This window comes from Micromonospora solifontis (genome assembly GCF_003725545.1).
In the GTDB taxonomy this organism is placed as follows: domain Bacteria; phylum Actinomycetota; class Actinomycetes; order Mycobacteriales; family Micromonosporaceae; genus Micromonospora; species Micromonospora solifontis.
Map to the genome: position 1 here is coordinate 41,519 of NZ_RJLN01000023.1, position 24,747 is coordinate 66,265.

Annotated in this window: 21 protein-coding genes; 7 read left to right on the forward strand and 14 right to left on the reverse strand. The window is 73.6% G+C overall.

What is annotated here, in order from left to right; all coding sequences use genetic code 11:
• Window positions 1–48 precede the first annotated feature (48 nt).
• The 3 genes from EFE23_RS10885 to disA all read left to right on the forward strand — a co-directional run bounded on the left by EFE23_RS10885 (window position 49) and on the right by disA (window position 3,682).
• Window positions 49–810 carry a copper chaperone PCu(A)C gene (locus EFE23_RS10885; protein ID WP_123240777.1) on the forward strand — a complete coding sequence of 254 codons (762 nt, stop codon included), beginning with the start codon at window positions 49–51 and terminating at the stop codon, window positions 808–810.
• 106 nt (window positions 811–916) lie between these two features.
• Window positions 917–2,371 carry a DNA repair protein RadA gene (gene radA, locus EFE23_RS10890; protein ID WP_123240778.1) on the forward strand — a complete coding sequence of 485 codons (1,455 nt, stop codon included), beginning with the start codon at window positions 917–919 and terminating at the stop codon, window positions 2,369–2,371.
• Between the two features lie 129 nt (window positions 2,372–2,500).
• Window positions 2,501–3,682 (forward strand): DNA integrity scanning diadenylate cyclase DisA, encoded by a 1,182-nt coding sequence (disA, locus tag EFE23_RS10895; protein WP_123240808.1) that lies wholly within the window; start codon window positions 2,501–2,503, stop codon window positions 3,680–3,682.
• A 15-nt stretch (window positions 3,683–3,697) separates the two neighbouring features.
• On the opposite strand, the gene EFE23_RS10900 is transcribed toward disA, so the two are convergent.
• The 3 genes from EFE23_RS10900 to EFE23_RS10910 form a co-directional block, all read right to left on the reverse strand.
• Window positions 3,698–4,444, reverse strand: coding sequence for a hypothetical protein (locus tag EFE23_RS10900; RefSeq protein WP_123240809.1), 747 nt, complete (start codon window positions 4,442–4,444; stop codon window positions 3,698–3,700).
• Window positions 4,445–4,573: 129 nt separating this feature from the next.
• Window positions 4,574–5,134: a peptide deformylase gene (locus EFE23_RS10905; protein ID WP_123240779.1), complete on the reverse strand. Its 561-nt coding sequence runs from the start codon at window positions 5,132–5,134 to the stop codon at window positions 4,574–4,576.
• Entirely contained in the window at window positions 5,131–5,643 is a 513-nt protein-coding gene (locus tag EFE23_RS10910; RefSeq protein ID WP_123240780.1) for a glycine cleavage system transcriptional repressor, read from the reverse strand. Before EFE23_RS10910 ends, EFE23_RS10905 begins: the two co-directional genes overlap by 4 nt.
• Window positions 5,644–5,739: 96 nt before the next feature.
• Here EFE23_RS10910 and EFE23_RS10915 point away from each other — a divergent pair, with 96 nt between their 5' ends.
• On the forward strand, window positions 5,740–6,645 hold the full coding sequence (locus EFE23_RS10915) for an HhH-GPD family protein (RefSeq protein ID WP_123240781.1): 906 nt from the start codon (window positions 5,740–5,742) through the stop codon (window positions 6,643–6,645).
• Window positions 6,646–7,201: 556 nt separating this feature from the next.
• Here the strand turns inward: EFE23_RS10915 and EFE23_RS10920 are convergent.
• The 3 genes from EFE23_RS10920 to lysS form a co-directional block, all read right to left on the reverse strand.
• Window positions 7,202–9,739, reverse strand: coding sequence for an ATP-dependent Clp protease ATP-binding subunit (locus tag EFE23_RS10920; protein ID WP_123240782.1), 2,538 nt, complete (start codon window positions 9,737–9,739; stop codon window positions 7,202–7,204).
• A 516-nt stretch (window positions 9,740–10,255) separates the two neighbouring features.
• Window positions 10,256–10,606 carry a histone-like nucleoid-structuring protein Lsr2 gene (locus EFE23_RS10925; protein WP_091267630.1) on the reverse strand — a complete coding sequence of 117 codons (351 nt, stop codon included), beginning with the start codon at window positions 10,604–10,606 and terminating at the stop codon, window positions 10,256–10,258.
• A gap of 112 nt (window positions 10,607–10,718) precedes the next feature.
• Window positions 10,719–12,227 (reverse strand): lysine--tRNA ligase, encoded by a 1,509-nt coding sequence (gene lysS / locus EFE23_RS10930; protein ID WP_123240783.1) that lies wholly within the window; start codon window positions 12,225–12,227, stop codon window positions 10,719–10,721.
• 94 nt (window positions 12,228–12,321) lie between these two features.
• On the opposite strand from lysS, the gene EFE23_RS10935 reads away from it, so the two are divergent.
• On the forward strand, window positions 12,322–13,071 hold the full coding sequence (locus EFE23_RS10935; protein WP_123240784.1) for a class I SAM-dependent methyltransferase: 750 nt from the start codon (window positions 12,322–12,324) through the stop codon (window positions 13,069–13,071).
• Window positions 13,072–13,084: 13 nt separating this feature from the next.
• On the opposite strand, the gene EFE23_RS10940 is transcribed toward EFE23_RS10935, so the two are convergent.
• The 7 genes from EFE23_RS10940 to EFE23_RS10970 form a co-directional block, all read right to left on the reverse strand.
• A complete protein-coding gene (locus EFE23_RS10940) occupies window positions 13,085–13,843 on the reverse strand; it encodes a type III pantothenate kinase (RefSeq protein ID WP_123240785.1) in 759 nt (252 codons plus the stop codon).
• A gap of 92 nt (window positions 13,844–13,935) precedes the next feature.
• Window positions 13,936–14,832, reverse strand: a complete 897-nt coding sequence (gene nadC, locus EFE23_RS10945; RefSeq protein WP_123240786.1) for a carboxylating nicotinate-nucleotide diphosphorylase — start codon at window positions 14,830–14,832, stop codon at window positions 13,936–13,938.
• Window positions 14,833–14,890: 58 nt separating this feature from the next.
• On the reverse strand, window positions 14,891–16,579 hold the full coding sequence (locus EFE23_RS10950; RefSeq protein WP_123240787.1) for an L-aspartate oxidase: 1,689 nt from the start codon (window positions 16,577–16,579) through the stop codon (window positions 14,891–14,893).
• 61 nt (window positions 16,580–16,640) lie between these two features.
• Window positions 16,641–17,531, reverse strand: coding sequence for a septum formation family protein (locus EFE23_RS10955; RefSeq protein WP_123240788.1), 891 nt, complete (start codon window positions 17,529–17,531; stop codon window positions 16,641–16,643).
• 189 nt (window positions 17,532–17,720) lie between these two features.
• Complete coding sequence (gene panD, locus EFE23_RS10960; protein WP_123240789.1) at window positions 17,721–18,149, reverse strand: aspartate 1-decarboxylase; 429 nt, start codon at window positions 18,147–18,149, stop codon at window positions 17,721–17,723.
• Window positions 18,150–18,180: 31 nt separating this feature from the next.
• The gene (panC, locus tag EFE23_RS10965) at window positions 18,181–19,029 is read right to left on the reverse strand and encodes a pantoate--beta-alanine ligase (RefSeq protein ID WP_123240790.1); all 849 of its coding nucleotides are present in this window, start codon (window positions 19,027–19,029) and stop codon (window positions 18,181–18,183) included.
• Window positions 19,029–19,976, reverse strand: a complete 948-nt coding sequence (locus tag EFE23_RS10970) for a Rossmann-like and DUF2520 domain-containing protein (protein ID WP_123240791.1) — start codon at window positions 19,974–19,976, stop codon at window positions 19,029–19,031. The genes panC and EFE23_RS10970 overlap by 1 nt, the downstream gene beginning before the upstream one ends.
• A gap of 207 nt (window positions 19,977–20,183) precedes the next feature.
• On the opposite strand from EFE23_RS10970, the gene EFE23_RS10975 reads away from it, so the two are divergent.
• Window positions 20,184–21,293: an SAM-dependent methyltransferase gene (locus EFE23_RS10975; RefSeq protein WP_123240810.1), complete on the forward strand. Its 1,110-nt coding sequence runs from the start codon at window positions 20,184–20,186 to the stop codon at window positions 21,291–21,293.
• Complete coding sequence (locus tag EFE23_RS10980; RefSeq protein ID WP_199737009.1) at window positions 21,290–22,459, forward strand: NADH-quinone oxidoreductase subunit D; 1,170 nt, start codon at window positions 21,290–21,292, stop codon at window positions 22,457–22,459. The genes EFE23_RS10975 and EFE23_RS10980 overlap by 4 nt, the downstream gene beginning before the upstream one ends.
• Before the next feature lie 224 nt (window positions 22,460–22,683).
• Here the strand turns inward: EFE23_RS10980 and EFE23_RS10985 are convergent, their stop codons facing one another.
• Complete coding sequence (locus EFE23_RS10985) at window positions 22,684–24,636, reverse strand: hypothetical protein (RefSeq protein ID WP_199737010.1); 1,953 nt, start codon at window positions 24,634–24,636, stop codon at window positions 22,684–22,686.
• Between the last annotated feature and the right edge of the window lie 111 nt (window positions 24,637–24,747).

Sequence of the window (24,747 nt, forward strand, 5' to 3'; positions counted from 1 at the left end):
CCGGGTCCGGCGTGCGGCCGGGTGGGGATCGTGACGAGGAGGACCGACGTGACGCGCTCGATCAGGGGTTCCCGGCGGGGGGCTGCCCTGCTGCTGGCCGGTACGGCGGCGGCGGCGAGCCTGCTGCTGTCCGGGTGTGGCGCCGGCCAGGTGGCCGAGACCGCCAACAAGATCCCGTCGGTGCAGGGCATCAACGTCCAGACCTCGGACAACCTCTACAAGGTGCGCGGCCTGTACGTGCAGTACCCGGGCAGTGAGGGCTACCAGGCCGGCGCCAACGCCCGGCTCAACGTCGTGCTCTACAACGACAGCCAGTCCCCGGTCACGGTGACCGTCACCACCGACAGCGCCAAGGAGATCGTCCTCTCCGGCGCGGCCGAGAGCGGCGGCCCGTCGGTCGCCCCGACCGGCTCGCCCACCGAGCCGGCCACCGCGTCGCCGACCGCCAGCGACCCCAGCGCCTCGCCGAGCCAGTCCCTCGGCACCTCCGAGTCGCCGTCGGCCAGCCCGTCGGCCTCGCCGAGCGAGTCCGCCCCGGCCGGCCAGCCGGCCCGGATCGAGATCCCGGCCAACGGCTACGTCGCGCTGAGCGGCAACGGCGGCCAGTTCCTCCAGCTCGTCGGCCTGAACGAGCAGCTGCGCTCCGGCCAGCAGGTCAACCTGACCTTCGACTTCGGCGACGGCAAGGTGATCAAGACCGGTGCCCCGGTCGGCGTCCCGCTGACCCCGGCCCCGGCCCCCTCGCAGATCGTCCACCCCCGCGAGGAGGCGGGCGAGCAGGCCGGCGTCGAGGGCGGCGGCCACGGCTGATCGCCCACCCCGTTTCCCCGGACACCGCCGGTGTGGCCAGCGCCACGCCGGCGGTGTCGCCGTTTCCGGGTGGGCTTTCGTCGTACCGCCCGGTTAGCGTCCTGGGGTGAGCACCTCCCGAGCCGCCTCCTCCCGCCCCTCCGCCGCCACCGGCCGGAGCCGCGGCGCCGCCCGTGAGCCCCGCCCGGCGTACGAGTGCGACGCCTGCGGCCACCAGCCGCCCAAGTGGGTCGGGCGCTGCCCGGAGTGCGGCGAGTGGGGCTCGGTGGTCGAGTGCACGCTGACCGGCCCGATGGTCTCCGGCCGGGTGGTCAGCTCGCGAATGCCAGCCGAGCCGGCCCGCCCGATCGCCACCATCAGCGCCGCCCCGGCCCGGGCCCGGCCCACCGGGGTCAGTGAGCTCGACCGGGTGCTCGGTGGCGGCCTGGTCCCCGGCGCGGTGGTGCTGCTCGCCGGCGAGCCGGGGGTCGGCAAGTCGACCCTCCTGCTCGACGTGGCCCAGCAGTGGGCGGCCGGTGCCGGCAGCCCCTCCCTGGTGGTCAGCGGCGAGGAGTCGGTCAGCCAGGTGCGGCTGCGCGCCGAGCGGATGGGCACCCTGCACGACCAGCTCTACCTGGCAGCCGAGAGCGACCTGTCGGCCGTGCTCGGCCACCTCGACGCGGTCAAGCCGGGGCTGCTGGTGCTCGACTCGGTGCAGACCATCTCCACCACCGGCACCGAGGGGGTGCCGGGCGGGGTGACCCAGGTCCGGGCGGTCACCGCGGCACTGGTCGCGGTCGCCAAGGAGCGCGGCATCGCCACCGTGCTGGTCGGGCACGTGACCAAGGACGGCCAGGTCGCCGGCCCCCGGGTGCTGGAGCACCTGGTCGACGTGGTGCTGCACTTCGAGGGCGACAAGCACTCCTCGCTGCGCATGGTCCGCGGCGTGAAGAACCGGTTCGGCGCGGCCGACGAGGTGGGCTGCTTCGAGATGCACGAGGGGGGCATCAGCAGCCTCGCCGACCCGTCCGGGCTCTTCCTGACCCGCTACTCCGAACCGGTGCCCGGCACCTGCGTGACGGTGGCCATGGAGGGGCGGCGGGCCCTGGTGACCGAGGTGCAGGCGCTGATCGGCGCGACGGTGGCCGGTTCGCCGCGGCGTACGGTCTCCGGGCTCGACGGGGCCCGGTTGGCCATGGTGCTGGCGGTGCTCCAACGGCGCACCGAGCGGCTGACCCTGCACGACCGCGAGGTCTTCGCCGCCACGGTGGGCGGCATCCGGGTGGTCGAGCCGGCCGCCGACCTGGCCGTCGCCCTCGCGGTCGCCTCCGGCGGCCTCAACCTGGCCCTCAACCCCCACCTGGTGGCGATCGGCGAGGTCGGCCTCACCGGTGAGGTACGCCGGGTCGGCGCGGTCCCCCGGCGGCTGGCGGAGGCGGCCCGTCTCGGCTTCCGGCTGGCCCTGGTGCCGCCGGGCTGCGGCCCCCGCAGCGGCGGTGTGGCCCCGGAAAGCATGCGGGTGATCGAGGTCACCGACGTCCGCGGTGCGCTCCAGGCGGCCGCCCGCGCGTCGGCGGAGTGACCCAAGATGACCGATCGGGCGATTCTGGACAGCGGGCGCGCCGGCTCCGCAACCAGGGGAGTCGGACATCGCGACACATCACAGTAACCACGAGAGCACCCACCGCACGGCAGTCCGTAGACTGTGCCCGTGCCGATCGACCGCGATGCCACCAAGCCCGCCGCGGCGACGCCGCACGCCCGCACGGGCGTGGGCTCCCCCGCCCGTCCGATCAGCGTGAGCGTCACCGGAAGCGTCGGCGGGGCCGGCGGCGACCCGCTGCGGGCCAACCTCGCACTGATGGCGCCCGGCACCGCGCTCCGCGACGGCCTCGAACGCATCCTGCGCGGCCGCACCGGCGCGCTGATCGTCCTCGGCTACGACAAGGTGGTCGACTCGATCTGCACCGGCGGCTTCCCGATGGACGTGGAGTTCTCCGCCACCCGGGTGCGCGAGCTGTGCAAGATGGACGGCGCGGTGGTGCTGTCCAGCGACGGCACCCGGATCGTCCAGGCCGGCGTGCACCTGATGCCCGACCCGTCGATCCCCACCGAGGAGTCCGGCACCCGGCACCGCACCGCCGAGCGGGTGGCCCGGCAGACCGGCTACCCGGTCATCTCGGTGAGCCAGTCGATGCGGATCATCAGCCTCTACGTCAACGGCCAGCGGCACGTGCTGGACGACTCGGCGGCGATCCTGTCCCGGGCCAACCAGGCCCTGGCCACGCTGGAGCGCTACAAACTCCGGCTGGACGAGGTCTCCGGCACTCTCTCGGCGCTGGAGATCGAGGATCTGGTCACCGTCCGCGACGCGGTCTCCGTGGTGCAGCGGCTGGAGATGGTCCGCCGGATCGCGGACGAGATCGCCGGGTACGTGGTGGAGCTGGGCACCGACGGCCGCCTGCTCGCCCTCCAGCTCGACGAGCTGATGGCCGGCGTGGACGCCGATCGGACCCTGGTCATCCGGGACTACCTCCCCGTCGGCCGGAAGTCGCGCACCCTCGACGAGGCGCTGGTCGAGCTGGACCTGCTCAGCGCCACCGAGCTGATCGACCTGGTCGCGGTGGCCAAGGCGATCGGCTACCCGTCCGCCTCCGACGCCCTCGACGCGGCGGTCAGCCCGCGCGGCTTCCGGCTGCTGGCCAAGGTGCCCCGGCTCCCCACGGCCGTGGTGGACCGGCTGGTGGTGCACTTCGGCAGCCTCCAGCGGCTGCTCGGCGCGACCGTGGAGGACCTGCAGGCGGTCGAGGGGGTGGGCGACGCCCGCGCCCGGGGCGTCCGCGAGGGCCTGTCCCGGCTCGCCGAGGCGTCCATCCTGGAGCGGTACGTCTGAGCCGGCCGCCGGCGGTCAGTTGGTGATGGTGAGCTTCACCGGCTCGCTGATCTTGGTGCCGACCCGGGCGAAGACCTGGTACGTGCCGGCCGCGGCGTAGGCGCCGTTGGCCACGCCGTTGGCGCAGCTGGTGCTCGCCTTGCCGTTCCAGCCCAGCTCGTAGAAGCGTTCGAAGTTCGGGGTGAACGACTGCACGTCCGAGCCCTTGCCGGTGCCGCAGGTGTCCGAGGACCAGATCCGGTCCGCGCCCGCCTTGATGAACAGCTCCTGGAGGTCCGCCCCGACGTCCCGGCTGCAGGTGCGCTCGGAAACGTTCTTGATCTTGAGGCGGAGGGTGACGGTCGTACCCCGCTGCGCGGTCGACGGCACGGCCACCGGGGTCACCTTGATCTCCGAGTCGGCGCAGGTGCCGTCGTCGACCACCGGGGCGACCGGCGCGCCGCCGTTGTCGTCGGTCCCGGTGCCGCCGCCCGCCGGGGCGCTCTGCCCCCCGTCCGAACCGCCGTTCGTGCCGCCGGAGTTTCCACCGGAGTCGCCCGGCGTGGCGGACGGGCCGCCGGACCGCGGGGTCAGCACCGACCCGGTCGGTCCGGGGGTCGCGGTGGCGGACGGCGAGGCCCCCGCGCCGGTCACCTTGGCGTTCCGGTCCGCGCCGGTGCACGAGTAGAGCAGGACAATCAGGAAGAGCAGCCCGGCTCCGAGTACGACGGCGCGTCGCCGCCAGTACACGGCGGGAGGCAGGGGACCGACCGTCAGACGCATGATGCGTTCACCGTAGTCGCGGACCGCGCCGGTCGGGGGCGCGACGCGCCGGGGGTTCGCTCCCGACGTCGGCCTCTCCTCCACTGTGGACTCGGCCGACACCGGGCGGGGCCAAGGGACCACGGTCGGTCAGAGATAGACCTTGCGCTGGTAGACGGCGTGCGCCCCGGCGACCCGGTCGAGAAAGAGCAGACCGGCGCAGTGATCGATCTCGTGCTGCAGCGCCCGCGCCTCGAACCCGTCGGTGACCAGCCGGACCGGCTCCCCGCTGCCGGGGAGCCTGCCCTCCACCACCAGCCGGCTGGCCCGCTTCACGTCGCCGGTCAGGTCCGGCACCGACATGCAGCCCTCCCGCCCGGCCTTCCAGCGACTCGCCTCGACCACCCTGGCGTTGCAGAGCGCGAAAACGCCGTGCACGGTCACCGCCTTCGGATGACCGGTCACATTGACCGCGAAGACCTGGGCGCTCACCCCGACCTGAGGGGCCGCGAGACCGACGCAGCCGGGCGAGACGCGCATGGTGGCGATCAGGTCCGCAGCGAGGCGTACCACCTCGTCGGACTTCGGATCCACCTCCGGCCCGGGCCGGCTGAGCACCGGGTCGGGGGCGGACACCACAGTCAGTACCTCGCCCGCCAGGCCCAGCGCCTCCGGGGTCCAGCCGCCCAGGCCCGCGTAGTCGGCGGTCACAGCAGGTCCGTGTCCGCCGGCCGGAGGCTGACCCCCACGCCCAGCTCCGCAGCGGTACGGGCCAGCCGCCCCGCGACCTCGTCGGAGCTGCCCAACGGCAGTTCCACCTCGGCGACCACCACGTAGAGCGAACCGGTCAGCCGGGTGCTCAGATCGGTGACGTTGCCGCCCGCGTCGGCCAGCACCCGGGTCATCGCGGCCACGATGCCCATCCGGTCCGCGCCGTGCACCGCCAGCACGTACGGCTCGCCGGCCGACTCGGTCGCCCCGTCGGGGGTGACCGCGCGTACGGTGGCCAGCAGTTGGCCGTCGGCGGCGAGCGGGGCCAGCGCGGCCTCGACGTCCGCGGCGGCCGGGCCGACGCAGATCAGGGTCATCGCGAAGTGTCCCCGCAACCGGGTCATCGTGGAGTCGGTGAGGTTCGCGCCGAGCCGCGCGAGGGCCTCGGCGACGTCGGCCACGATGCCCGGCCGGTCCCGGCCGATGACGGTGATCGCGAGCTCGTTCATCCGGACATTCTGCCCCGCCGCCACTGACCGTCCGCAGGGCCCCGGCGGGGCCGCCCATCCTCCGGGAAAGCCACCCGTGACATCATCGGCGGCGCGATGACCGAGCACACGTTCGCCACCCTGGCCAGCCGCTGGTACGAGCGGAACGCCCGCGACCTGCCGTGGCGCAAACCGGGCGTCGGCGCCTGGGCGATCCTGGTCAGCGAGGTGATGCTCCAGCAGACACCGGTGGTCCGGGTGCTACCGGCCTGGGAGGCGTGGCTCGACCGCTGGCCCACCCCCGCGGCGCTCGCCGGGGACACCCCGGCCGAGGCGATCCGGATGTGGGGACGGCTCGGCTACCCCCGCCGCGCGGTGCGGCTACGCGACTGCGCGGTGGCGATCGTGGAGCGGCACGGCGGCGAGGTGCCGGACCGGCTCGACCAACTGCTGGCGCTGCCGGGCGTCGGCACGTACACGGCCCGGGCGGTGGCCGCCTTCGCGTACGGACAACGGCACCCGGTGGTGGACACCAACGTCCGCCGGGTGGTCTGCCGGGCCGTCGCCGGCGAGCCGGACGCCGGCCCGGCCACCCGCCCCGCCGATCTGGCCGCCACCGAGGAACTGCTCCCGGCGGAACCCGCCGCAGCCGCCCTGGCCAGCGCCGCCTTCATGGAACTCGGCGCGGTCGTCTGCACCGCCCGCGCCCCGCGCTGCGCGGTGTGCCCGGTCGAGTCGGTCTGCGCCTGGCGGGCCTCCGGCCAGGCGGCGCCGGCCGGTCCGACCCGCCGTCCCCAGCGGTACGCCGGCACCGACCGGCAGGTACGCGGCCTGCTGCTCGCGGTGCTCCGGGAGGCCACCGGCCCCGTGCCGCACCAACGGCTGGACCAGGTCTGGCAGGACGACGTGCAGCGGGCCCGGGCCCTCGCCGGGCTGGTCACCGACGGCCTGGTCGAACCGGTCGGCGAGGAGTCCTTCCGCCTGGTCGGCGACGGCCCCCCGGTCCCCCTCCCCCAACCCTGACCCTGACCCCGGCCGCACCACGCTCCGGCCGGGGCGTGGTGCGGCCGGACCACCCGCCGCCCTGACCAGGACCGCGCCCGGCCGTGCCCCGTGCCGGCCGTGGCCCGTGCCGGCCGGGTGCGCCCGGCCGGGCCGCAACATCGGCGATCTCGCGGCATCCCACTGCCCGCCACCCCGCCAGATCGCCGACCCGGAGTGGATCACGCCCTGCCCCGGTTGGGGCCGGGTGATCGACTCGGCTTGCGGCAGCCCGGGGCCTCAGGCGGGGTGATCAACTCAACCTGCGGCAAACCGGGGCCTCCGACGGCCGGGAAGGGGCGACTTGCCGCAGGCCGTGCCCGGGCGGGACGGCCAGCGGGCGGGACAGCCGACCGCCGCGCGGGACAGCCGGCCGCCGCGCGGGACGGCCAGTCGGCGGGCGCAACAGCCGGCGGGCGGGACGGCCGGCGGGCGGGCGGGACGGCCGGCGGGCGGGAGGGGTGGGCGTGGAAAGGCGACGGCCCCGGCCGGCTTTCGCCGGCCGGGGCCGTCGCCCTGTGCCTGATCTGCCCGACGCTTACGCCGCGTCGTCCGCGCCCGTGGCGGCGGTGCCGCCGAGGTCGGCCGGGACCGCGTCCGGCACGGCCACCGGCCGGTCGGCGCCCCGGAAGACGAGCTTGGACTTGTCGATGTTGCTCGGGTCGCCCTCGCAGTCCACCACCACGATCTGACCCGGGGTCAGCTCGTTGAAGAGGATCCGCTCGGACAGGTTGTCCTCGATGTCGCGCTGGATCGTGCGACGCAGCGGCCGCGCGCCCAGCACCGGGTCGAAGCCCTTCTTCGCCAGGTACTTCTTGGCGTTGTCGGTCAGCTCCAGCCCCATGTCCTTGTTGCGCAGCTGCGTCTCGATCCGGGAGATCATGATGTCCACGATCGAGAGGATCTCGTTCTCGCGCAGCTGGTGGAAGACGATGGTGTCGTCGATCCGGTTCAGGAACTCGGGCCGGAAGTGCTGCTTGAGCTCGTCGTTGACCTTCTGCTTCATCCGGTCGTAGTTGGACTCGGAGTCCTCAGAGGCCTGGAAGCCCAGCGACACCGCCTTGGCGACGTCCCGCGTACCGAGGTTGGTGGTGAGGATGATGACCGTGTTCTTGAAGTCCACGATCCGGCCCTGGCCGTCGGTGAGCCGCCCGTCCTCCAGGATCTGGAGGAGCGTGTTGAACACGTCCGGGTGGGCCTTCTCGATCTCGTCGAAGAGGACCACCGAGAACGGCCGACGGCGCACCTTCTCGGTCAGCTGCCCGCCCTCGTCGTAGCCGACGTAGCCGGGAGGGGCACCCACCAGCCGGGACACCGTGTACCGGTCGTGGAACTCGGACATGTCCAGCTGGATGAGGGCGTCCTCGCTGCCGAAGAGGAACTCGGCGAGCGCCTTGGAGAGCTCGGTCTTACCCACACCGGACGGGCCGGCGAAGATGAACGAGCCGGACGGGCGCTTCGGGTCCTTCAGGCCGGCCCGGGTACGCCGGATCGCCTTCGAGACCGCCTTGACCGCGTCCTCCTGGCCGATGACGCGCTTGTGCAGCTCGTCCTCCATGCGCAGCAGGCGCGAGGTCTCCTCCTCGGTCAGCTTGTAGACCGGGATGCCGGTCCAGTTGCCGAGCACCTCGGCGATCTGCTCGTCGTCGACCTCGCTGACGACGTCCAGGTCACCGGCCTTCCACTCCTTCTCCCGCTGGGCCTTCTGGCCGAGCAGCTGCTTCTCCTTGTCCCGGAGCTGAGCGGCCCGCTCGAAGTCCTGCGCGTCGATCGCGGACTCCTTGTCGCGGCGCACCTGGGCGATGCGCTCGTCGAAGTCGCGCAGGTCTGGCGGCGCGGTCATCCGGCGGATCCGCATCCGGGCACCGGCCTCGTCGATCAGGTCGATCGCCTTGTCCGGCAGGAAGCGGTCGGAGATGTACCTATCGGCCAGGGTCGCGGCGGCCACCAGAGCGGCGTCGGTGATCGAGACGCGGTGGTGCGCCTCGTAGCGGTCCCGCAGGCCCTTGAGGATCTCGATGGTGTGCGCCAGCGAGGGCTCACCCACCTGGATCGGCTGGAAGCGGCGCTCGAGGGCGGCGTCCTTCTCCAGGTGCTTGCGGTATTCGTCGAGGGTGGTGGCGCCGATGGTCTGCAGCTCACCACGGGCCAGCATCGGCTTGAGGATGCTGGCGGCGTCGATCGCGCCCTCGGCGGCACCCGCACCCACGAGGGTGTGGATCTCGTCGATGAACAGGATGATGTCGCCCCGGGTGCGGATCTCCTTGAGCACCTTCTTGAGGCGCTCCTCGAAGTCACCGCGGTAGCGGGAACCGGCGACCAGGGCACCGAGGTCGAGCGTGTAGAGCTGCTTGTCCTTCAGCGTCTCGGGCACCTCGCCCTTGATGATCTTCTGGGACAGGCCCTCCACCACGGCGGTCTTACCGACGCCGGGCTCACCGATCAGGACCGGGTTGTTCTTGGTACGGCGGGAGAGCACCTGCATGACCCGCTCGATTTCCTTCTCGCGCCCGATGACCGGGTCGAGCTTGCCCTCGCGGGCGGCCTGGGTCAGGTTGCGGCCGAACTGGTCCAGCACCAGGCTGGTCGACGGCGCGGCCTCGCCCGGCGCGGCGCCCGCCGCGGCCGGCTCCTTGCCCTGGTAGCCGGAGAGCAGCTGGATCACCTGCTGGCGGACCCGGTTGAGGTCCGCGCCCAGCTTCACCAGGACCTGGGCGGCGACGCCCTCACCCTCGCGGATCAGACCGAGCAGGATGTGCTCCGTGCCGATGTAGTTGTGGCCGAGCTGCAGCGCCTCGCGCAGCGACAGCTCCAGCACCTTCTTGGCCCGCGGCGTGAACGGGATGTGCCCACTCGGCGCCTGCTGGCCCTGGCCGATGATCTCCTCGACCTGCTGGCGGACGCCCTCGAGGGAGATGCCGAGGCTCTCCAGGGCCTTTGCCGCGACGCCCTCACCCTCGTGGATCAGGCCCAGCAGGATGTGCTCCGTACCGATGTAGTTGTGGTTGAGCATCCGGGCCTCTTCCTGGGCCAGGACGACAACCCGTCGCGCTCGGTCGGTGAACCGCTCGAACATGCCCTCGTGCTCCTCACGTGCCGTGCGCCTTGATGGTCAAGATCTTGGCGGGGCCGGTGCGCGGACGTCCGGGACGGGCGTCCGTGCCTCCTTACTCTATCGCCGCGGACCGACTCCGCTGAGGTCGTGTGTCCTCGCGAATGGCCGTTCACGCGTCGTTTCTGACAACCGTCCGCGCTCAGGAGGTGTTCCGGTACCCCTGCCTGTACGCGCAGAGCGAAATTCGACCGCCGGTGGAAAAGGCCGGTCGTGACCTCCCGGACGATCCCGGGCCCCACGGACGGGCGGCAGCAACGTCGACCGCCGGTCATCCACACCCTGTGGATGGAATTTCCACCGCCTGTGGACAACTGCCTCCGACCCCGGTTTCTTCCCGGCCCCGGCGGGCCGTCCGGGCCGCTGCAGCCTCGGCGGGTCGGCACCGAGCACCGGACAGACGACGCACCAGGGCGGAAACGGCGACGCCGGCCCGGAGTGTCACTCCGGGCCGGCGTCGGGACGCCTGTGCGGGTCGGCTCAGTGGCCCGCCTTCGCGTGGTACTCGTCGACGATCTCCTGCGGGATCCGGCCCCGGTCGGAGATGTCCTTCCCGGCCTTCTTGGCCCAGGCCCGGATGGCCTTGTTCTGCTCGCGGTCGGCGGTCGCGCCACCCCGACCCCGCGCCGCCCGGCCCCCCACGACCACCCCGCCACGACCGACCTTGGTCCCGTGCGCGATGTACTGAGCGAATACGTCGCGCAATTTTTCAGCGTTGGAAGCGGAGAGGTCGATCTCGTACTGCACACCGTCGAGCGCGAACTTGACGGTCTCGTCAGCGTCCCCGCCGTCCAGGTCATCGACCAGCTTGTGAATGATCTGCTTGGCCACGTCCCACATTCCTTTCGAGCAGGGTTGTGCTCCTGCAATACAGGAGAACAATAACCCGCCCGATGCTTGCCGCGTCAATAGGTTGCGGTAACGACCCGGAGACGGTGTGCCGCTACTCCGGCCGGACCAACGGGAACAGGATCGTTTCCCGAATTCCGAGGCCGGTCAGCGCCATCAGAAGACGGTCGATTCCCATTCCCATACCGCCGGCCGGCGGCATTCCGTACTCCATCGCCCGGAGAAAGTCCTCGTCCAGCCGCATGGCCTCGTCGTCACCACGGGCGGCGAGCTGCGCCTGGGCCACCAGCCGCTCCCGCTGCACCACCGGGTCGACCAGCTCCGAGTACGCGGTGCCCAGCTCGAAGCCGAGGACGTAGAGGTCCCACTTCTCGGCCAGCCCCGGCTCGCTGCGGTGCCCCCGGGTCAGCGGGCTGGTCTCCTCCGGGTAGTCGCGGACGAAGGTGGGCGCCTGCAGCGACGGGACGACCAACTCCTCGAAGAGTTCCTCGGCCAACTTGCCCGGGCCCCACTTCGGGTCGACGGAGAGACCGACCTTGTCCGCGTACTCGACCAGGCGGGACTTTTCGGTGCGGACGGTGACCTCCTCGCCGAGCGCCTCGGAAAGGACACCGAAGAGGGTGACCGACCGCCACTCGCCGCCCAGGTCGAACTCGCGGCCGTCGGCGTGGGTGACCACGGTCGAGCCACCGACCGCGATCGCCGCCTGCTGCACCAGATTGCGGGTCAGCTCGGCCATGGTGTCGTAGTCGCCGTAAGCCTGGTAGGTCTCGAGCATCGCGAACTCGGGCGAGTGCGAAGAGTCGATGCCCTCATTACGGAAGTTGCGGTTGATCTCGAAGACCCGGTCCACACCACCGACCACGGCCCGCTTGAGAAACAGTTCCGGCGCGATTCGCAGATACAGATCGGTGTTGAGCGCATTGCTGTGGGTCACGAATGGGCGGGCCGCCGCGCCACCGTGCAGCAACTGGAGCATCGGGGTCTCCACCTCGATGAAGTCCCGGGCGTGCAGGGTGTCCCGCAGGCTGCGCACCGCCGCCGCCCGGGTCCGCACCATCTGCCGTGCCTGCGGACGGACCACCAGGTCCACGTACCGCTGGCGGACCCGGGCCTCCTCGCTCAGCGGCTTGTGCGCCACCGGCAGCGGGCGGAGCGCCTTGGCGGTGACCGCCCACTCCTCGACCAGCACCGACAGCTCACCGCGCCGGCTGGTGATCACCTCACCGGTGACCCCGACGTGGTCGCCGAGGTCGACCAGGCGCTTCCAGTCGTCCAGCCGCTCCGCGCCGACCCGGTCGAGCGAGAGCATCGCCTGCAGCTCGGTGCCGTCACCGTCGCGCAGCGTGGCGAAGCAGAGCTTGCCGGTGTTCCGTACGAAGATCACCCGACCGGTGACCGAGGCCCGGTCGCCGGTGGCGGTGTCGGTGGGCAGGTCGGCGTACCGCTCGCGGAGCTGGGCGAGGGTGGTGGTCCGGGGAAAACCGACCGGGTACGGCTCGACGCCCTCGGCGAGCATCCGGTCCCGCTTCTCCCGGCGGACCTTCATCTGCTCCGGAAGGTCGTCGGCGGGGTCCACTGGCAGGGCGTTCTGCTCGGTCACGGCAGCTTCCTCAGGCTTGGCGAAATTATCGGCGGGGTCAGCCCATGAGCGTACTCAAGCGCCCTGCCGACCGTTACGGGATAACCTGCCGCCCATGACGGACCCCACTCAGGCGCTCTCCTTCGGCGCGGCCGCCGCCGCTTACGACCGGTTCCGCCCCCGCTATCCGGAGGAGGCGCTGCGCTGGGCGCTCGACGGGCTGGCCCCGCCCGCCCGGGTGGTGGACCTGGGCGCCGGCACCGGCATCCTCAGCCGCGGCGTGCTCGGGCTCGGCCACCAGGTCGTACCGGTGGAGCCGGATCCGGGGATGCGGGCGCAACTGACGGTCGCCACCCCGGGCACGACGGCGCTGGCCGGCAGCGCCGAGTCGGTGCCCCTGCCGGCCGGGTCGGCGGACGCGGTGCTGGTCGGGCAGGCCTACCACTGGTTCGACCGGGAGCCGGCCCATGCCGAGATCGCCCGGGTACTCCGGACGGGCGGCACCTTCGCCCCGATCTGGAACACCCGGGACGAACGGGTCGACTGGGTCGCCGAGCTGGGCCGGGTGGCCCACCTGGGCGACAACGCCGGTGACGTGACGGAGAAGTACGGCGACTTCGGCCCTGCCTTCGAGCCGATCGAGCTGGGCGAGTTCGAGCACAGCACCACGCTCACGCCAGACGACCTGATCGGCATGCTGCACACCCGCTCCTACTGGCTCACCGCCACCCCGGAGGGGCGGGACCGGATCGACCGCGGGCTCCGCGACCTCTTCGCGAACCACCCCGACCTCGCGGGACGAGAGACCGTCGACCTCCCGTACCGAACCATCGTGCTGCGCACCCGTCGGCGGGTTGCGCGTTGAGAAGGGCACTTCCTCACAGGTTGCGCTCGTACACCATCCGCAGGCCGATCAGCGTGATCATCGGCTCGTGGTGGGTGATGGTGCGGCACTCGTTGATCACCAGGGAGGCCAGCCCGCCGGTGGCGATCACCGCCTTCACCTCGCCCAGTTCCTCGGTCATCCGCTCGACGATCCGGTCCACCTGACCGGCGAAACCGAAGTAGAGCCCGGCCTGGAGGCACTCCACGGTGTTCTTGCCGATCACCGAGCGCGGCTTCGTCGCCTCCACCTTGCGGAGCTGGGCGGCGCGGGCGGCGAGGGCGTCGAAGGAGATCTCGATGCCCGGCGCGAACGCGCCGCCGAGGAACTCGCCCCGGCCACTGATCACGTCGAAGTTGGTGGTGGTGCCGAAGTCCACCACGATCGACGGCCCACCGTAGAGCGTGTACGCGGCCAGCGTGTTCACCACCCGGTCCGCGCCCACCTCCTTCGGGTTGTCGATGGCGAGCTGCACGCCGGTGCGTACCCCCGGCTCGACGATCACGCTGGGCAGGTCCGCGTAGTAGCGGGAGAGCATGGTGCGCAGCGAGCGCAGCGCGGCCGGCACCGTCGAGCAGGCGGCCACCCCGGTGATCTCCACGGCGTCACCGGCCAGCAGCCCCCGGAACATCAGACCAAGCTCGTCCGCCGTGGACCGGGCGTCGGTCTTGATCCGCCAGGAGTGCACCAGCTTGTCGCCGTCGAAGGTCGCCAGCACGGTGTTGGTGTTTCCGATGTCGATGCAGAGCAGCACGCTGGCAGCCTAGATCGTGGGCCGGCGCCGCGGTGCGGAGGCCGAGCGACATCGGCCGGCCACCCGCAGCCGCCGGACGCCGCGGGCCGCGCTCATTCCTCGCGCAGATCCAGGGCGATGTCCAGGATCGGCGAGGAGTGGGTCAGCGCGCCCACCGAGAGGAAATCGACGCCGGTCGCGCCGTACTCGGCCGCCACCGGCAGGGTCAGCCCACCGGTCGCCTCCAGCTCGGCCCGGTCGCCCACCGCGGCGACCACCTCGCGCAGCTGGGCCGGGGTCATGTTGTCCAGCAGCAGGAAGTCCGCCCCGGCCGCCACCGCCTCCACCGCCTCGGCTAGGGTGTCCACCTCGACCTGCACCGGCACGTCGGGAAACGCGTCCCGGACCCGGCGGTAGGCGGCCGCGATCCCGCCCGCGGCGACCTTGTGGTTGTCCTTGATCATCGCGACGTCGTGCAGGCCCATCCGCTTGTTGGTGCCGCCGCCGCAGCGGACCGCGTACTTCTCCAGGGCGCGCAGACTCGGCGTGGTCTTGCGGGTGTCGAGCACCGTCGCCTTCGTACCGGCCAGCGCGTCGGCCCAGGCCCGGGTGTGGGTGGCCACCCCGGACATCCGGCAGAGCAGGTTGAGCGCGGTCCGCTCGGCGGTGAGCAGCAGCCGGGTCGGCCCGGTCACCGTGGCCAGCACGTCGCCGCGCGCCACCCGCTGCCCGTCGTGGGCCACCACCGACACCTCGACCGTACGGTCCGCCCCGGTCACCTCGCCCACCAGCTCGAACACGGCGGCGGCCACCGGCAGCCCGGCCACCACGCCGGCCTCCCGGGCGACCAGGTCACCGGTGTCGTGCTGGGCGGCGGGGACGGTGGCGATGCTGGTGACGTCGAGGAAGTCGGGACCCAGGTCCTCGGCGAACGCGTCGACGATCACCCGCCGTACCCGTTCCGGATCCAGGCCACCGTCCCGCAGCGCCCGCTCCGTCGACTCCCTCATGCCTGTTCCTCCATCGTTCGCGACTGCGGGGCTCGCAACACCGGCTCACTCCTCGCGCTCACCGTGCCGCCTCCCAGCGCTCGGTCATTCGGCTCCCCGCCCCGATGCCGCCGACGAGGTGGCCCAGCCACCGGTCGTCGGCGGTGGGGAAGTCCTCCCGCCAGTGGCAACCCCGGGTCTCCCGGCGGGCGTACGCGGCGGCGACCAGCGTCGACGCCACGGTGATCAGGTTGGTCGCCTCCCAGTCGGCGGTCCGCGGGACGCCCCGGCCCTGCCCCAGCTCGGTCAGCGTGCCGGCGGTGGCGGCCAGGGTCTCCGCCGAGCGGAGCACCCCCGCGCCGCGGGTCATCGCCCGTTGCAGGTCCGGCGTGCCGCCGGCCGGCACCAGCCAGCCCTGGCCGCCCACCCAGGCGCCGGTCTCCGCCGGCCGGGCCTGCTCGGGCAGCCCGGCGGCGATGTCCTCGGCGATCCGGCGGGAGAAGACCAGCCCCTCCAGCAGCGAGTTGCTGGCCAGCCGGTTCGCGCCGTGTACGCCGGTGCAGGCCACCTCGCCGCAGGCGTACAGGCCGGGGATGGAGGTGCGGCCGCGCAGGTCGGTACGGACGCCGCCGGAGGCGTAGTGGGCGGCCGGGGCGACCGGGATCAGGTCGGTGGCCGGGTCCACGCCGATGGCCAGGCAGGACGCGACGATGGTCGGGAACCGCCCGGCCAGGAAGTCCCCGCCGAGGTGGCGGGCGTCCAGGAAGACGTGGTCCGCGCCGGTGGACAGCAGGACCCGGTGGATGCCCTTGGCGACCACGTCCCGGGGGGCCAGCTCGGCCAGTTCGTGCTGCCCCATCATGAACCGCTTGCCGTCGCCGTCGACCAGGTGGGCGCCCTCACCGCGCAGCGCCTCGGAGACCAGCGGCTGCTGGGCCAGCCCGGGCCCCGGCCCGCCGGCGGGCACGATCAGCGCGGTCGGGTGGAACTGGACGAACTCCACGTCGGTGACCGCCGCGCCGGCCCGCATGGCCAGCGCCACCCCGTCACCGGTGGAGACCGCCGGGTTGGTGGTGGCCGCGAAGATCTGGCCCATGCCGCCGGTGGCCAGCACCACCGCCCGGGCCAGGATCGCCCCGACGCCGTCCTCGCTGCCCTCGCCGAGCACGTGCAGGGTGATGCCGCAGGCCGGGCCGAGCCCGTCGGGACCGTCGCCGGGGGCGCGCAGCAGGTCCAGGACCAGCGCGTGCTCGACCAGCCGGATCCACGGGTCGCGGTGCACCGCCGCGTGCAGCGCCCGCTGCACCTCGGCCCCGGTGGCGTCGCCGCCGGCGTGCACGATCCGGTCGGCCCGGTGGCCGCCCTCCCGGGTGAGCATCAGCGAACCGTCCGGGTTGCGGTCGAACTCCGCGCCGATCCGCATCAGCTCGCGCAGCCGGGTCGGGCCCTCCTCCACCAGCACCCGGACCGCCGCCGGGTCGCACAGCCCGACGCCGGCCACCTCGGTGTCGTACGCGTGCGCGGCCGGGGTGTCGGCCGGGTCGAGCACGGCGGCGATGCCGCCCTGCGCCCAGCGGGTGGAGCCCTCGTCCATGTCGACCTTGGTGACCACCGTGACGTGCAGCCCCGCCTCGCGCAGGTGCAGCGCGGCGGTGAGCCCGGCGACCCCGGAGCCGACCACGATCACGTCGGTGGTCTCCACCCAGCCGGGGGCGGGCGCGGCGAGCAGCCGGGGCAGCGCCGGCAGTTCCACGGTCGGAAGGTCCATGGGCACAGTCAACCCGAACGCCGTTCATCCCGGGCGCCGGGGGCGGGACGAGTGGTTCCGGCTACCTCGTCCGGACCGGCAGGCCCGCCGGGCCGGCGCCCTTGAGCGAGGCGGTCACCGTCCGGTCGGTCAGCCACAGGTAGCAACGGACCCCGCGGTCACCGGCGGCCCACCGGCCGGCGCCGGGTGGGCGTACCACCACGCCGCTGCGGAAGCGCAGGATCGGGTCGTCGGGCACGCCGACGTACCTCGCCAGGACCGTGTTGCAGCCGGTGTAGAGCGGGGCCCACTCGGCGTCCTTCGTCGGGTACGGCCGGTCCGGCGCCGCCCACACCCCGACGAACTCGGCGTCGTGCGCGGTCCGGCAGTCCACCGGCGTGAGGGTGCGCGCCCGGGCGTCCCCGCCGGTGCGCTGGCAGCCCAGCCGCAGCGGCGACGGCCCCTTGAGCGCGTCCCGCAGGCTGCCCGTCCGGGTCACCACCCGGGCCGCCGCCTCGACCGTGGTCAACTCGGTCAGGTCGCACCGGTACCAGCGGGAGCCGGCCGCCCAGCCAGGCCCGGTGGGCAGCGCCACAGCCAGTCGCAGCCGGCCGGCCCGCCAGTTGTCGCCCACGTAGCCGCTGGCCCGGGCGTCGCACTCGACGAACGCGGCGCGCAGTTCGGCGGAGCCGAGGGTCGGCGGCGCCGGCCGGTCAACGGTGAAGGCGCCGACGTGCACCGTCTCCACCCGGTGCGGGAGGTCGCAGCCGACCGGCTCGTACCCGGCCAGGCTGACCGTGGGAGTGAAGTCGTCGACCTGGCAGAACCCGGCCACCGGGGTGAATGCGCCGGCGGGCGGCAGCGCCCGCCAGTCATCGGTGAGATCTCCGTCCAGCCCCTGGGTGGCGGCGCAGCCGGCCAGCCCGACGCCCGCCACCAACGCGGCGACCAGACCCGCCATCGCACGTCGCATCGCGGCCTCCCCCAGCCCACGACCGTCGATCCCGACGGTCCGCCCAGAGTAGCCGTGAACGACCTCCCGGTAACAGACCGCGATCCCCCGCCCACCCGCGCGATCTTGCAGGTACCGCCCCGGCATTCCGGGCATACCACCCCAGTAGGGCGGCACGAAGTGCAAGATCGGCGGGGAGTGCGGGTCGGGTCAGGAGAGGGAGGCGGCGAGGGGGTTGGGGACGGGGGCGCCGGCGGTGCCGGGGGCGGCGGTGGTGGGGTCGGCCGTCAGGTCGACCACCCTGTTGTCGGCGTCGACGTGCACCACCCTGGGCCGGTAGGTGCGGGCCTCGGCGTCGTCCATCTGCCCGTACGAGATGAGGATGACCAGGTCACCGGGGTGCACCAGGTGGGCGGCGGCGCCGTTGATGCCGATCACGCCGCTGCCCCGCCGGCCCGGGATCACGTACGTCTCCAGCCGGGCCCCGTTGGTGATGTCCACGATCGCCACCTGCTCGCCGGGGAGCAGGTCGGCCGCGTCGAGCAGGTCCTCGTCCACGGTCACCGAGCCGACGTAGTGCAGGTCGGCCTGGGTCACCGTGGCGCGGTGGATCTTCGACTTGAGCATGGTCCGGAACATCGGGGTGCCTTTCCGCGGGAGCAAGAAGGGGTCAGGAACGTGCGGTGAGCTGGATCGGCGCGTTGTCGATGAGGCGGGTGGCGCCGACCCAGGCCGCGATCAGCAGCCGGGCCGGCCCGGCGACCGGCCCCGGCTCCAGGTCGGCGTCGGTGAGCACCAGGTAGTCGAGGCGGGCGCCGGGCGTACCGGAATCGAAGCCACGGTGGGCGGCGGCCAGCACCGCGCCCGCGTCCGCGCCCCGGTCGGCGGCCTCCGCCCCGGCCCGCAGCGCGGCGGACAGGCTCAACGCCGCCCGGCGCTCCTCCGCCGAGAGGTAGCGGTTACGCGAGGAGAGGGCCAGGCCGTCCGGCTCGCGTACGGTCGGCACGCCGACGATCTCCACCGGCACGTCCAGGTCGCGGACCATCCGCCGGACCAGGGTCAGCTGCTGGTAGTCCTTCTCGCCGAAGAAGGCCAGGTCGGGCCGGGTGAGCTGGAGCAGCTTCAGGACCACGGTGAGGACCCCGTGGAAGAAGCCGGGGCGGCTCAGCCCTTCCAGGTCCTCGCCGAGCGGACCCGGGTTGACGCGGACGCGGGGCTGCCCGTCCGGGTACATGTCGGCCACGGCCGGGGCGAAGACCACGTCCGCGCCGGCCCGCCGGCAGATCTCCAGGTCGGCGTCGAGGGTGCGCGGGTACCGGTCGAAGTCCTCGTTCGGGCCGAACTGGAGCGGGTTCACGAAGATCGTGACGATGACGTGGTCGGCCTGCTCCCGGGCGGCCCGCAGCAGCGTCTCGTGCCCGGAGTGCAGCGCACCCATGGTCATCACCACGCCGACCCGGCCGGTCAGGCCGTCCCGGGCCGCCGCCAGCTCCTTGCGCGTGTGCACCAGCTCGGTCATCAGGCCGCGATCTCCATTCCGCTCAGCACGTCCAGCAGCGACTCCGCGTCCGTCGGGCGCAGCCGGCCGGCGGCGATCGCCCGGTCCGCCGTCCGTCTGGCCAACGCCAGGTAGGGGGTCACGGATTCCGGCGCGGTCGCGGCCAGCCGCTCCAGGTGCCGGCGTACGGTGCCGGCGTCGCCCCGGGACACCGGGCCGGTGAGGGCGTCGTCGCCGAGCCGCAGCGCGTTCTCCAGTGCGGCCCGCAGCAGCGGGGCGAGCACCTTCTCCGGCCGGTCCACCCCGGCGTCGCGCAACCGGTCGGCGGCCTCGTTGACCAGGGTCACCAGGTGGTTCGCGCCGTGCGCCAGGGCCGCGTGGTAGAGCGGCCGGTCGCCCTCGGCCACCCACTCGGGCACTCCACCGAGGTCGGCGACCAGCCGGGCGGCGAACGGGCGCAGCTCGGCCGGGGCGGTCACCCCGTACGAGATGCCGGCGAGGCGGGCGAGGTCGTCCGGCGTACCGGTGAAGGTCATCGCCGGGTGCAGCGCGAGCGGCCGGGCGCCGACGGCGGCCGCCGGGGCCAGGACGTCCAGCCCGTGGGCCCCGGAGGTGTGCGCGACGACCTGGCCGGGACGCAGCGCGCCGGCCTCGACGAGCTTCGCGACCACGCCGGTGAGGGCGTCGTCGGGGACCGCCACGATCAGCAGATCGATGGCGTCGCGGGCGACGGCGGTCGCGGGGCGGTTCGGGGTCTGCGGCAGCAGCAGGGCCAGCCGGGCCTTCGCGGCGCCGGAGCGGCCGGTGACGGCCGCCACCCGGTGGCCGGCGGCGGCGAGGGCCGCGCCGAGCACGGCGCCGACCCGGCCGGCGCCGATCACGCCGACGGTGAGGGTGCGCGGGAAGGTGAGCGGGGCGTCGGCGGACCCGGGCCGGGCGGCCGGACGCGGGCGCAGCGGTGCGCTCATGGCAGTCGATCCAGTCCTCGAAGGGGGTACCGGTCGATCGCAAGTATGCGCCGGGGTCACGGAGCCGGAACAAGCATGTGTGAAAACCTTCACCGGTAGCCGCGAAGTGGTTTCGACGGCCACCCCAGGGTGTCGGCCCGGGCCGCGACGCGATCCCCGTACCGTCGGCGGGTGACCTCCACCGAGCGGCTGCCCTGGCGGGTGGCGATGGACCGGGCGCTCTACGGTCCCGAGGGCTTCTTCGTCTCGGGGGCCGGACCGGCCGGCCACTTCCGCACCAGCGTGCACGCCTCCCCGGTCTTCTCGTCCTGTCTCCGGCGCCTGCTGTCCGCCCTTGATCTCGCGCTCGGTCATCCGCCCGTCCTGCACGTGGTCGACGTGGGGGCCGGTCGGGGTGAGCTGCTCCGGGCGCTGCTCGCGGAGGTTTCCGCGGAGCCCGCCCGCCCGTCACCCGCCGCTCCGGTTCCGCTCGCCGACCGGGTACGCCTCACCGCCGTCGAAAAGGCACCCCGCCCGCACGACCTGCCCCCGGAGATCAACTGGACGGGTGATCTCCCCGAGAAGATCACCGGACTGCTGCTGGCCACCGAGTGGCTCGACAACATCCCGCTGGACGTGGCCGTGCCCACCGAGGCCGGCTGGCGCTACCTCCTGGTGGACCCGACCACCGGCGAGGAATCGCTGGGTGCCCCCCTCACCGCCCCCGACACCACCTGGCTCACCCACTGGTGGCCCACCCCCACCCCCACCCCCACCCCCACCGCCCCGCCCCCCGCCCCCGCCTCGTTGATCAAGGGGTTCGCGTCTGGATCCGGGGCCTCCGGAGACGCGAACCCCTTGATCAACAGCATGGGGGGACGGGTGGAGATCGGGCGGGGGCGGGATGAAGCGTGGGCGGGGGCCGTCGGGCGGCTCCAGCGGGGGCTCGCCCTGGCGGTGGACTACGGGCACCTGCGGGACGGGCGGCCGGTGGGCGGGACGCTGACCGGGTACCGGGGTGGGCGGCAGGTGCCCCCGGTGCCGGACGGATCCTGCGATGTCACCGCGCACGTCGCCATGGACTCGGTCGCCTCCGCCGGTGAGCGAATTGCCCGGTGTGCGTACACCCTGGTCTCGCAGCGGGAGGCGCTGCGGGCGCTCGGGGCCGACGGCGGGCGACCGCCGCTGAGCCTGGCCTCCCGCGACCCGGCCGGCTACCTGCGGGCGCTGGCCGCCGCCTCGGCGGTGGCCGAACTGACCGATCCGGCCGGCCTCGGCGGGCACTGGTGGCTGCTGCAACCGGTCGGCATCGCGCTCGATGCCGTCATGGCACGATGACGGGCATGACCACGGACGCCGGCGACCTCCGCGAACTGACCGTCGGCACCGGCGCCGGCGGCGAGCAGCTCGGCGCCGACATGGTGCTCAACATCGGCCCGCAGCACCCGTCCACGCACGGCGTGCTGCGACTGAAACTGGTGCTCGACGGCGAGCGGGTGGTCTCCGCCGAGCCGATCATCGGCTACATGCACCGCGGCGCGGAGAAGCTCTTCGAGGTACGCGACTACCGGCAGATCATCGTGCTGGCCAACCGGCACGACTGGCTCTCCGCCTTCGCCAACGAGCTGGGCGTGGTGCTCGCCGTGGAACGGCTGATGGGCATGGAGGTGCCCGAGCGCGCGGTCTGGCTGCGGATGGCGCTCGCCGAGCTGAACCGGGTGCTCAACCACCTGATGTTCCTCGGCTCGTACCCGCTGGAGATCGGCGCGATCACCCCGGTCTTCTACGCGTTCCGGGAACGGGAGACCATCCAGGCGGTGATGGAGGAGGTCTCCGGCGGCCGGATCCACTACATGTTCAACCGGGTCGGCGGGCTCAAGGAGGAGGTGCCGGCCGGCTGGACCGGGCGGGCCCGGGCGGCCATCGGCGAGGTCCGCCGGCGGATGCCCGACCTGGACAACCTCATCCGGCGCAACGAGATCTTCCTGGCCCGGACCGTCGGCGTCGGGGTGCTCTCGGCCGCCGACGCCGCCGCGTTCGGCGCCTCCGGCCCGGTCGCCCGGGCCTCCGGCCTGGACCTCGACCTTCGCCGGGATGAGCCCTACCTCGCGTACGACCAGCTCGACGTGCCGGTGGTGACCCGGACCGCCGGGGACTGCCACGCCCGCTTCGAGGTGCTGCTCGACCAGGTGTACGCCTCGCTCGACCTCGCCGAGCAGTGCCTGGACCGGGTGGACCGGCTCACCGGACCGGTGAATACCCGGCTGCCCAAGGTCGTCAAGGCGCCCGAGGGGCACACCTACGCCTGGACCGAGAACCCGCTCGGAATCAACGGCTACTACCTGGTGTCCCGGGGTGAGAAGACCCCCTGGCGGCTCAAGCTGCGGACCGCCTCGTACGCGAACGTGCAGGCGCTGGCCACCCTGCTCCCGGGCTGCCTGGTGCCGGACCTGATCGCCATCCTCGGCTCGATGTTCTTCGTGGTCGGCGACATCGACAAGTGACCCCGGGCCGGGTGGTCGGCCCGGCTGGCTCGCGCGGCCGGCTCGCGTGACCGGCTCGCGTGACCGGCCGCGCGGGCTGCGGCATTCTGGGGTCATCGGCGGGCGGGACGCACCGGTATGCCGCATTCCGCGGCCCAGCGGGGTGCGGTCCAGGCGCGCGCCCAGCGGCGCGCAGTCCAGGGGCGTACGGCCCAGCGGCGCGCGGCCCAGCGGGGCGGCGCCGGTCAGCGCCAGCGGTCGGCGGAGCGGGTGCCGCCGGCCCGGGGCGCGTCGTCGCGCGGCGGGTAGCCGTACCGCTCGTCGCCGTACCGGACCGGCTCGGGGTCGACCTGACGCCACTCGGGCTGGCCACTGCGCTGCGTCGGCGGCCGCCACTCGTCCGGTACGGGCACCCCACCGGCCGGCAGCGCCGGGCGGCTCTCCTCCGCCCAGCTCGCGCCGTAGACGCCACCCTGCCCGCGGCGCGACTCCCCGGCCGCTCCGCCGTGGACGCCACCCTGGTCGCGGCGCGGCTCGCGGACCGCCGCCCAGCGGTCCTCCACCCGGTACTCGGTGCCACCGCCATCGGCGTGCAGCGCCGCCCGCCGCTCGCCGACCCGGACCTCCCGGCCGTGCTCGTCGTCCCGTACCGCGGCCCAGCGGTTCCCGGAGCGCAGCTCGGACCAGTAGTCCCCGTCGGTGTCGCCGGAGTCGACCGGCCCGGACGCCTCCGCCGGCGCCCACGCCCGGGCGTACGCCGACGCCCAGCCCCCGGTCCGGCCGGCCTCGTTCCCGCCGGTCCCGTCCCGGGCCACGTCGTCCCGGCCGGCCCCGTCCCAGCCGGCCGACCAGGAGCGGTCGTCGCCCGAACCGGCCCAGGGGATCTCCTCGGCCCGCCCCTCCGGCGACCAGGAGCGCTGCTCACCCGGCCCGGCCGACCAGCCACGGTCGTCGCCGGCGCTCCGGGCACCCGTCCAGGAGTGCTCCGGGGCCGGAGCGCCGGGACCGTCGAAGGAGCGATCCTCGTCCTCCCGGGGCCGGCCCTGGCCGGGCCGCCCCCACTCCGCGCCCGACGCGCCCTGGCCGGCCCACGAACGGTCGTCCCGGCCAGCACCCTGACCGTCCCACGAGCGGTCGTCCCGGCCGGTGCCCTGCCCGCCCCACGAACGGTCCTCCCGGCCGGCGCCCTGACCGTCCCACGAGCGGTCCTCCCGGCCGGCACCCGGACCGTCCCACGAACGGTCCTCCCGGCCGGCACCCTGACCAGCCCAGGAGCGGTCACCCCGGTCGGCGCCCTGGGCCGGGCCCCGATCCACTCCGGACCGATGACGGTCGTCGTCGGCGTCCCGGTAGCCGGATCGGGGCCGTTCCTCCGGCTCGGCGCCACCGAAACCGCGCTCCTCCGGGGACCACCGGCCGGCGTACCCGCCGTAACGGCCGGCCGCCGCCGGATCGGCGCCGCCGTCCACGATGGTGTGCCGGGTGGTCACGTGCACGGTCTCGGTGTGGTGCACCACCCCGACCTGGCGGTGGCCGGGCTCCGGCCGGACGTCGGGCTCCGGCGTACGCGGCGCACCGTAGACGCCGGACTGCGGCCGGTCGGTGCCGCCCGGCTGGGCCGATCGCTCGCTGCCGTACCGGGTGCCGGGCTGCGACCGGCGGCCGGACTCGTCCTCGCCACGCCGGGCGGCCGGCTGCCCCCAGCCCGTCCCGCCCTGGTCGGGCTGCTCGTAGCGGTCGTCGTACGGCTCCGGGGCGGGCACCCGGGCCCGGGCACCGGCCGGCTCATCGGCGGCGCCGGTGGTGAGACCCGCGGCGGCGGCGATCCCGGCGGCGGCGGCGTCGAGCCGGCGACGCAGCACGGTGACCGACTCCTCGGTCCGCCGCGCCTGGTCGAGCGCCTGGTTGCCGCGCTGCGCGGCGGCCACGACCTCGCCCCGCAACTCCCGGCGCAGCTGCTCGATCTCCTCCCGCAGCTCCTCGGCTTCGGCCGTCCCGCCGCCCTCCGGACGCAGCGCGATGCTCAGGCCGATCAGCACCACGGCGAGGATCGCCAGAACGGCACCGAAACGTAGTGCGCCGTTACCGTCGGCGACGAGGAGGATCAGGGCAGCCAGCGGCGCGAGCGCTACGCCGATCCAGAAGAGAACGGTCAGTAGTGGGGTGCGCTTCTCGGCGGGGGCGACCGGGGCGGGCATGGCGGGCAGACTACCGAGAGATCCCCCGCGAGGGAACGGGTCGGGAGCATCGATGTAAACGGCGGTGACCAGGGTTTCCGATCACCGCCGTGCGGGGCGGCCGCCGGTGGT

Excerpts from the sequence above, each read along its gene's own strand:
- EFE23_RS10900 (WP_123240809.1), bottom strand. The coding sequence starts at position 4,444 with ATGCGTCTGACGGTCGGTCCCCTGCCTCCCGCCGTGTACTGGCGGCGA.
- EFE23_RS10910 (WP_123240780.1), bottom strand. The coding sequence starts at position 5,643 with ATGAACGAGCTCGCGATCACCGTCATCGGCCGGGACCGGCCGGGCATC.
- EFE23_RS10915 (WP_123240781.1), top strand. The coding sequence starts at position 5,740 with ATGACCGAGCACACGTTCGCCACCCTGGCCAGCCGCTGGTACGAGCGG.
- EFE23_RS10920 (WP_123240782.1), bottom strand. The coding sequence starts at position 9,739 with ATGTTCGAGCGGTTCACCGACCGAGCGCGACGGGTTGTCGTCCTGGCC.
- EFE23_RS10935 (WP_123240784.1), top strand. The coding sequence starts at position 12,322 with ATGACGGACCCCACTCAGGCGCTCTCCTTCGGCGCGGCCGCCGCCGCT.
- nadC (WP_123240786.1), bottom strand. The coding sequence starts at position 14,832 with ATGAGGGAGTCGACGGAGCGGGCGCTGCGGGACGGTGGCCTGGATCCG.
- EFE23_RS10950 (WP_123240787.1), bottom strand. The coding sequence starts at position 16,579 with ATGGACCTTCCGACCGTGGAACTGCCGGCGCTGCCCCGGCTGCTCGCC.
- EFE23_RS10955 (WP_123240788.1), bottom strand. The coding sequence starts at position 17,531 with ATGCGACGTGCGATGGCGGGTCTGGTCGCCGCGTTGGTGGCGGGCGTC.
- panD (WP_123240789.1), bottom strand. The coding sequence starts at position 18,149 with ATGTTCCGGACCATGCTCAAGTCGAAGATCCACCGCGCCACGGTGACC.
- panC (WP_123240790.1), bottom strand. The coding sequence starts at position 19,029 with ATGACCGAGCTGGTGCACACGCGCAAGGAGCTGGCGGCGGCCCGGGAC.
- EFE23_RS10970 (WP_123240791.1), bottom strand. The coding sequence starts at position 19,976 with ATGAGCGCACCGCTGCGCCCGCGTCCGGCCGCCCGGCCCGGGTCCGCC.
- EFE23_RS10975 (WP_123240810.1), top strand. The coding sequence starts at position 20,184 with ATGGACCGGGCGCTCTACGGTCCCGAGGGCTTCTTCGTCTCGGGGGCC.
- EFE23_RS10980 (WP_199737009.1), top strand. The coding sequence starts at position 21,290 with ATGACGGGCATGACCACGGACGCCGGCGACCTCCGCGAACTGACCGTC.
- EFE23_RS10985 (WP_199737010.1), bottom strand. The coding sequence starts at position 24,636 with ATGCCCGCCCCGGTCGCCCCCGCCGAGAAGCGCACCCCACTACTGACC.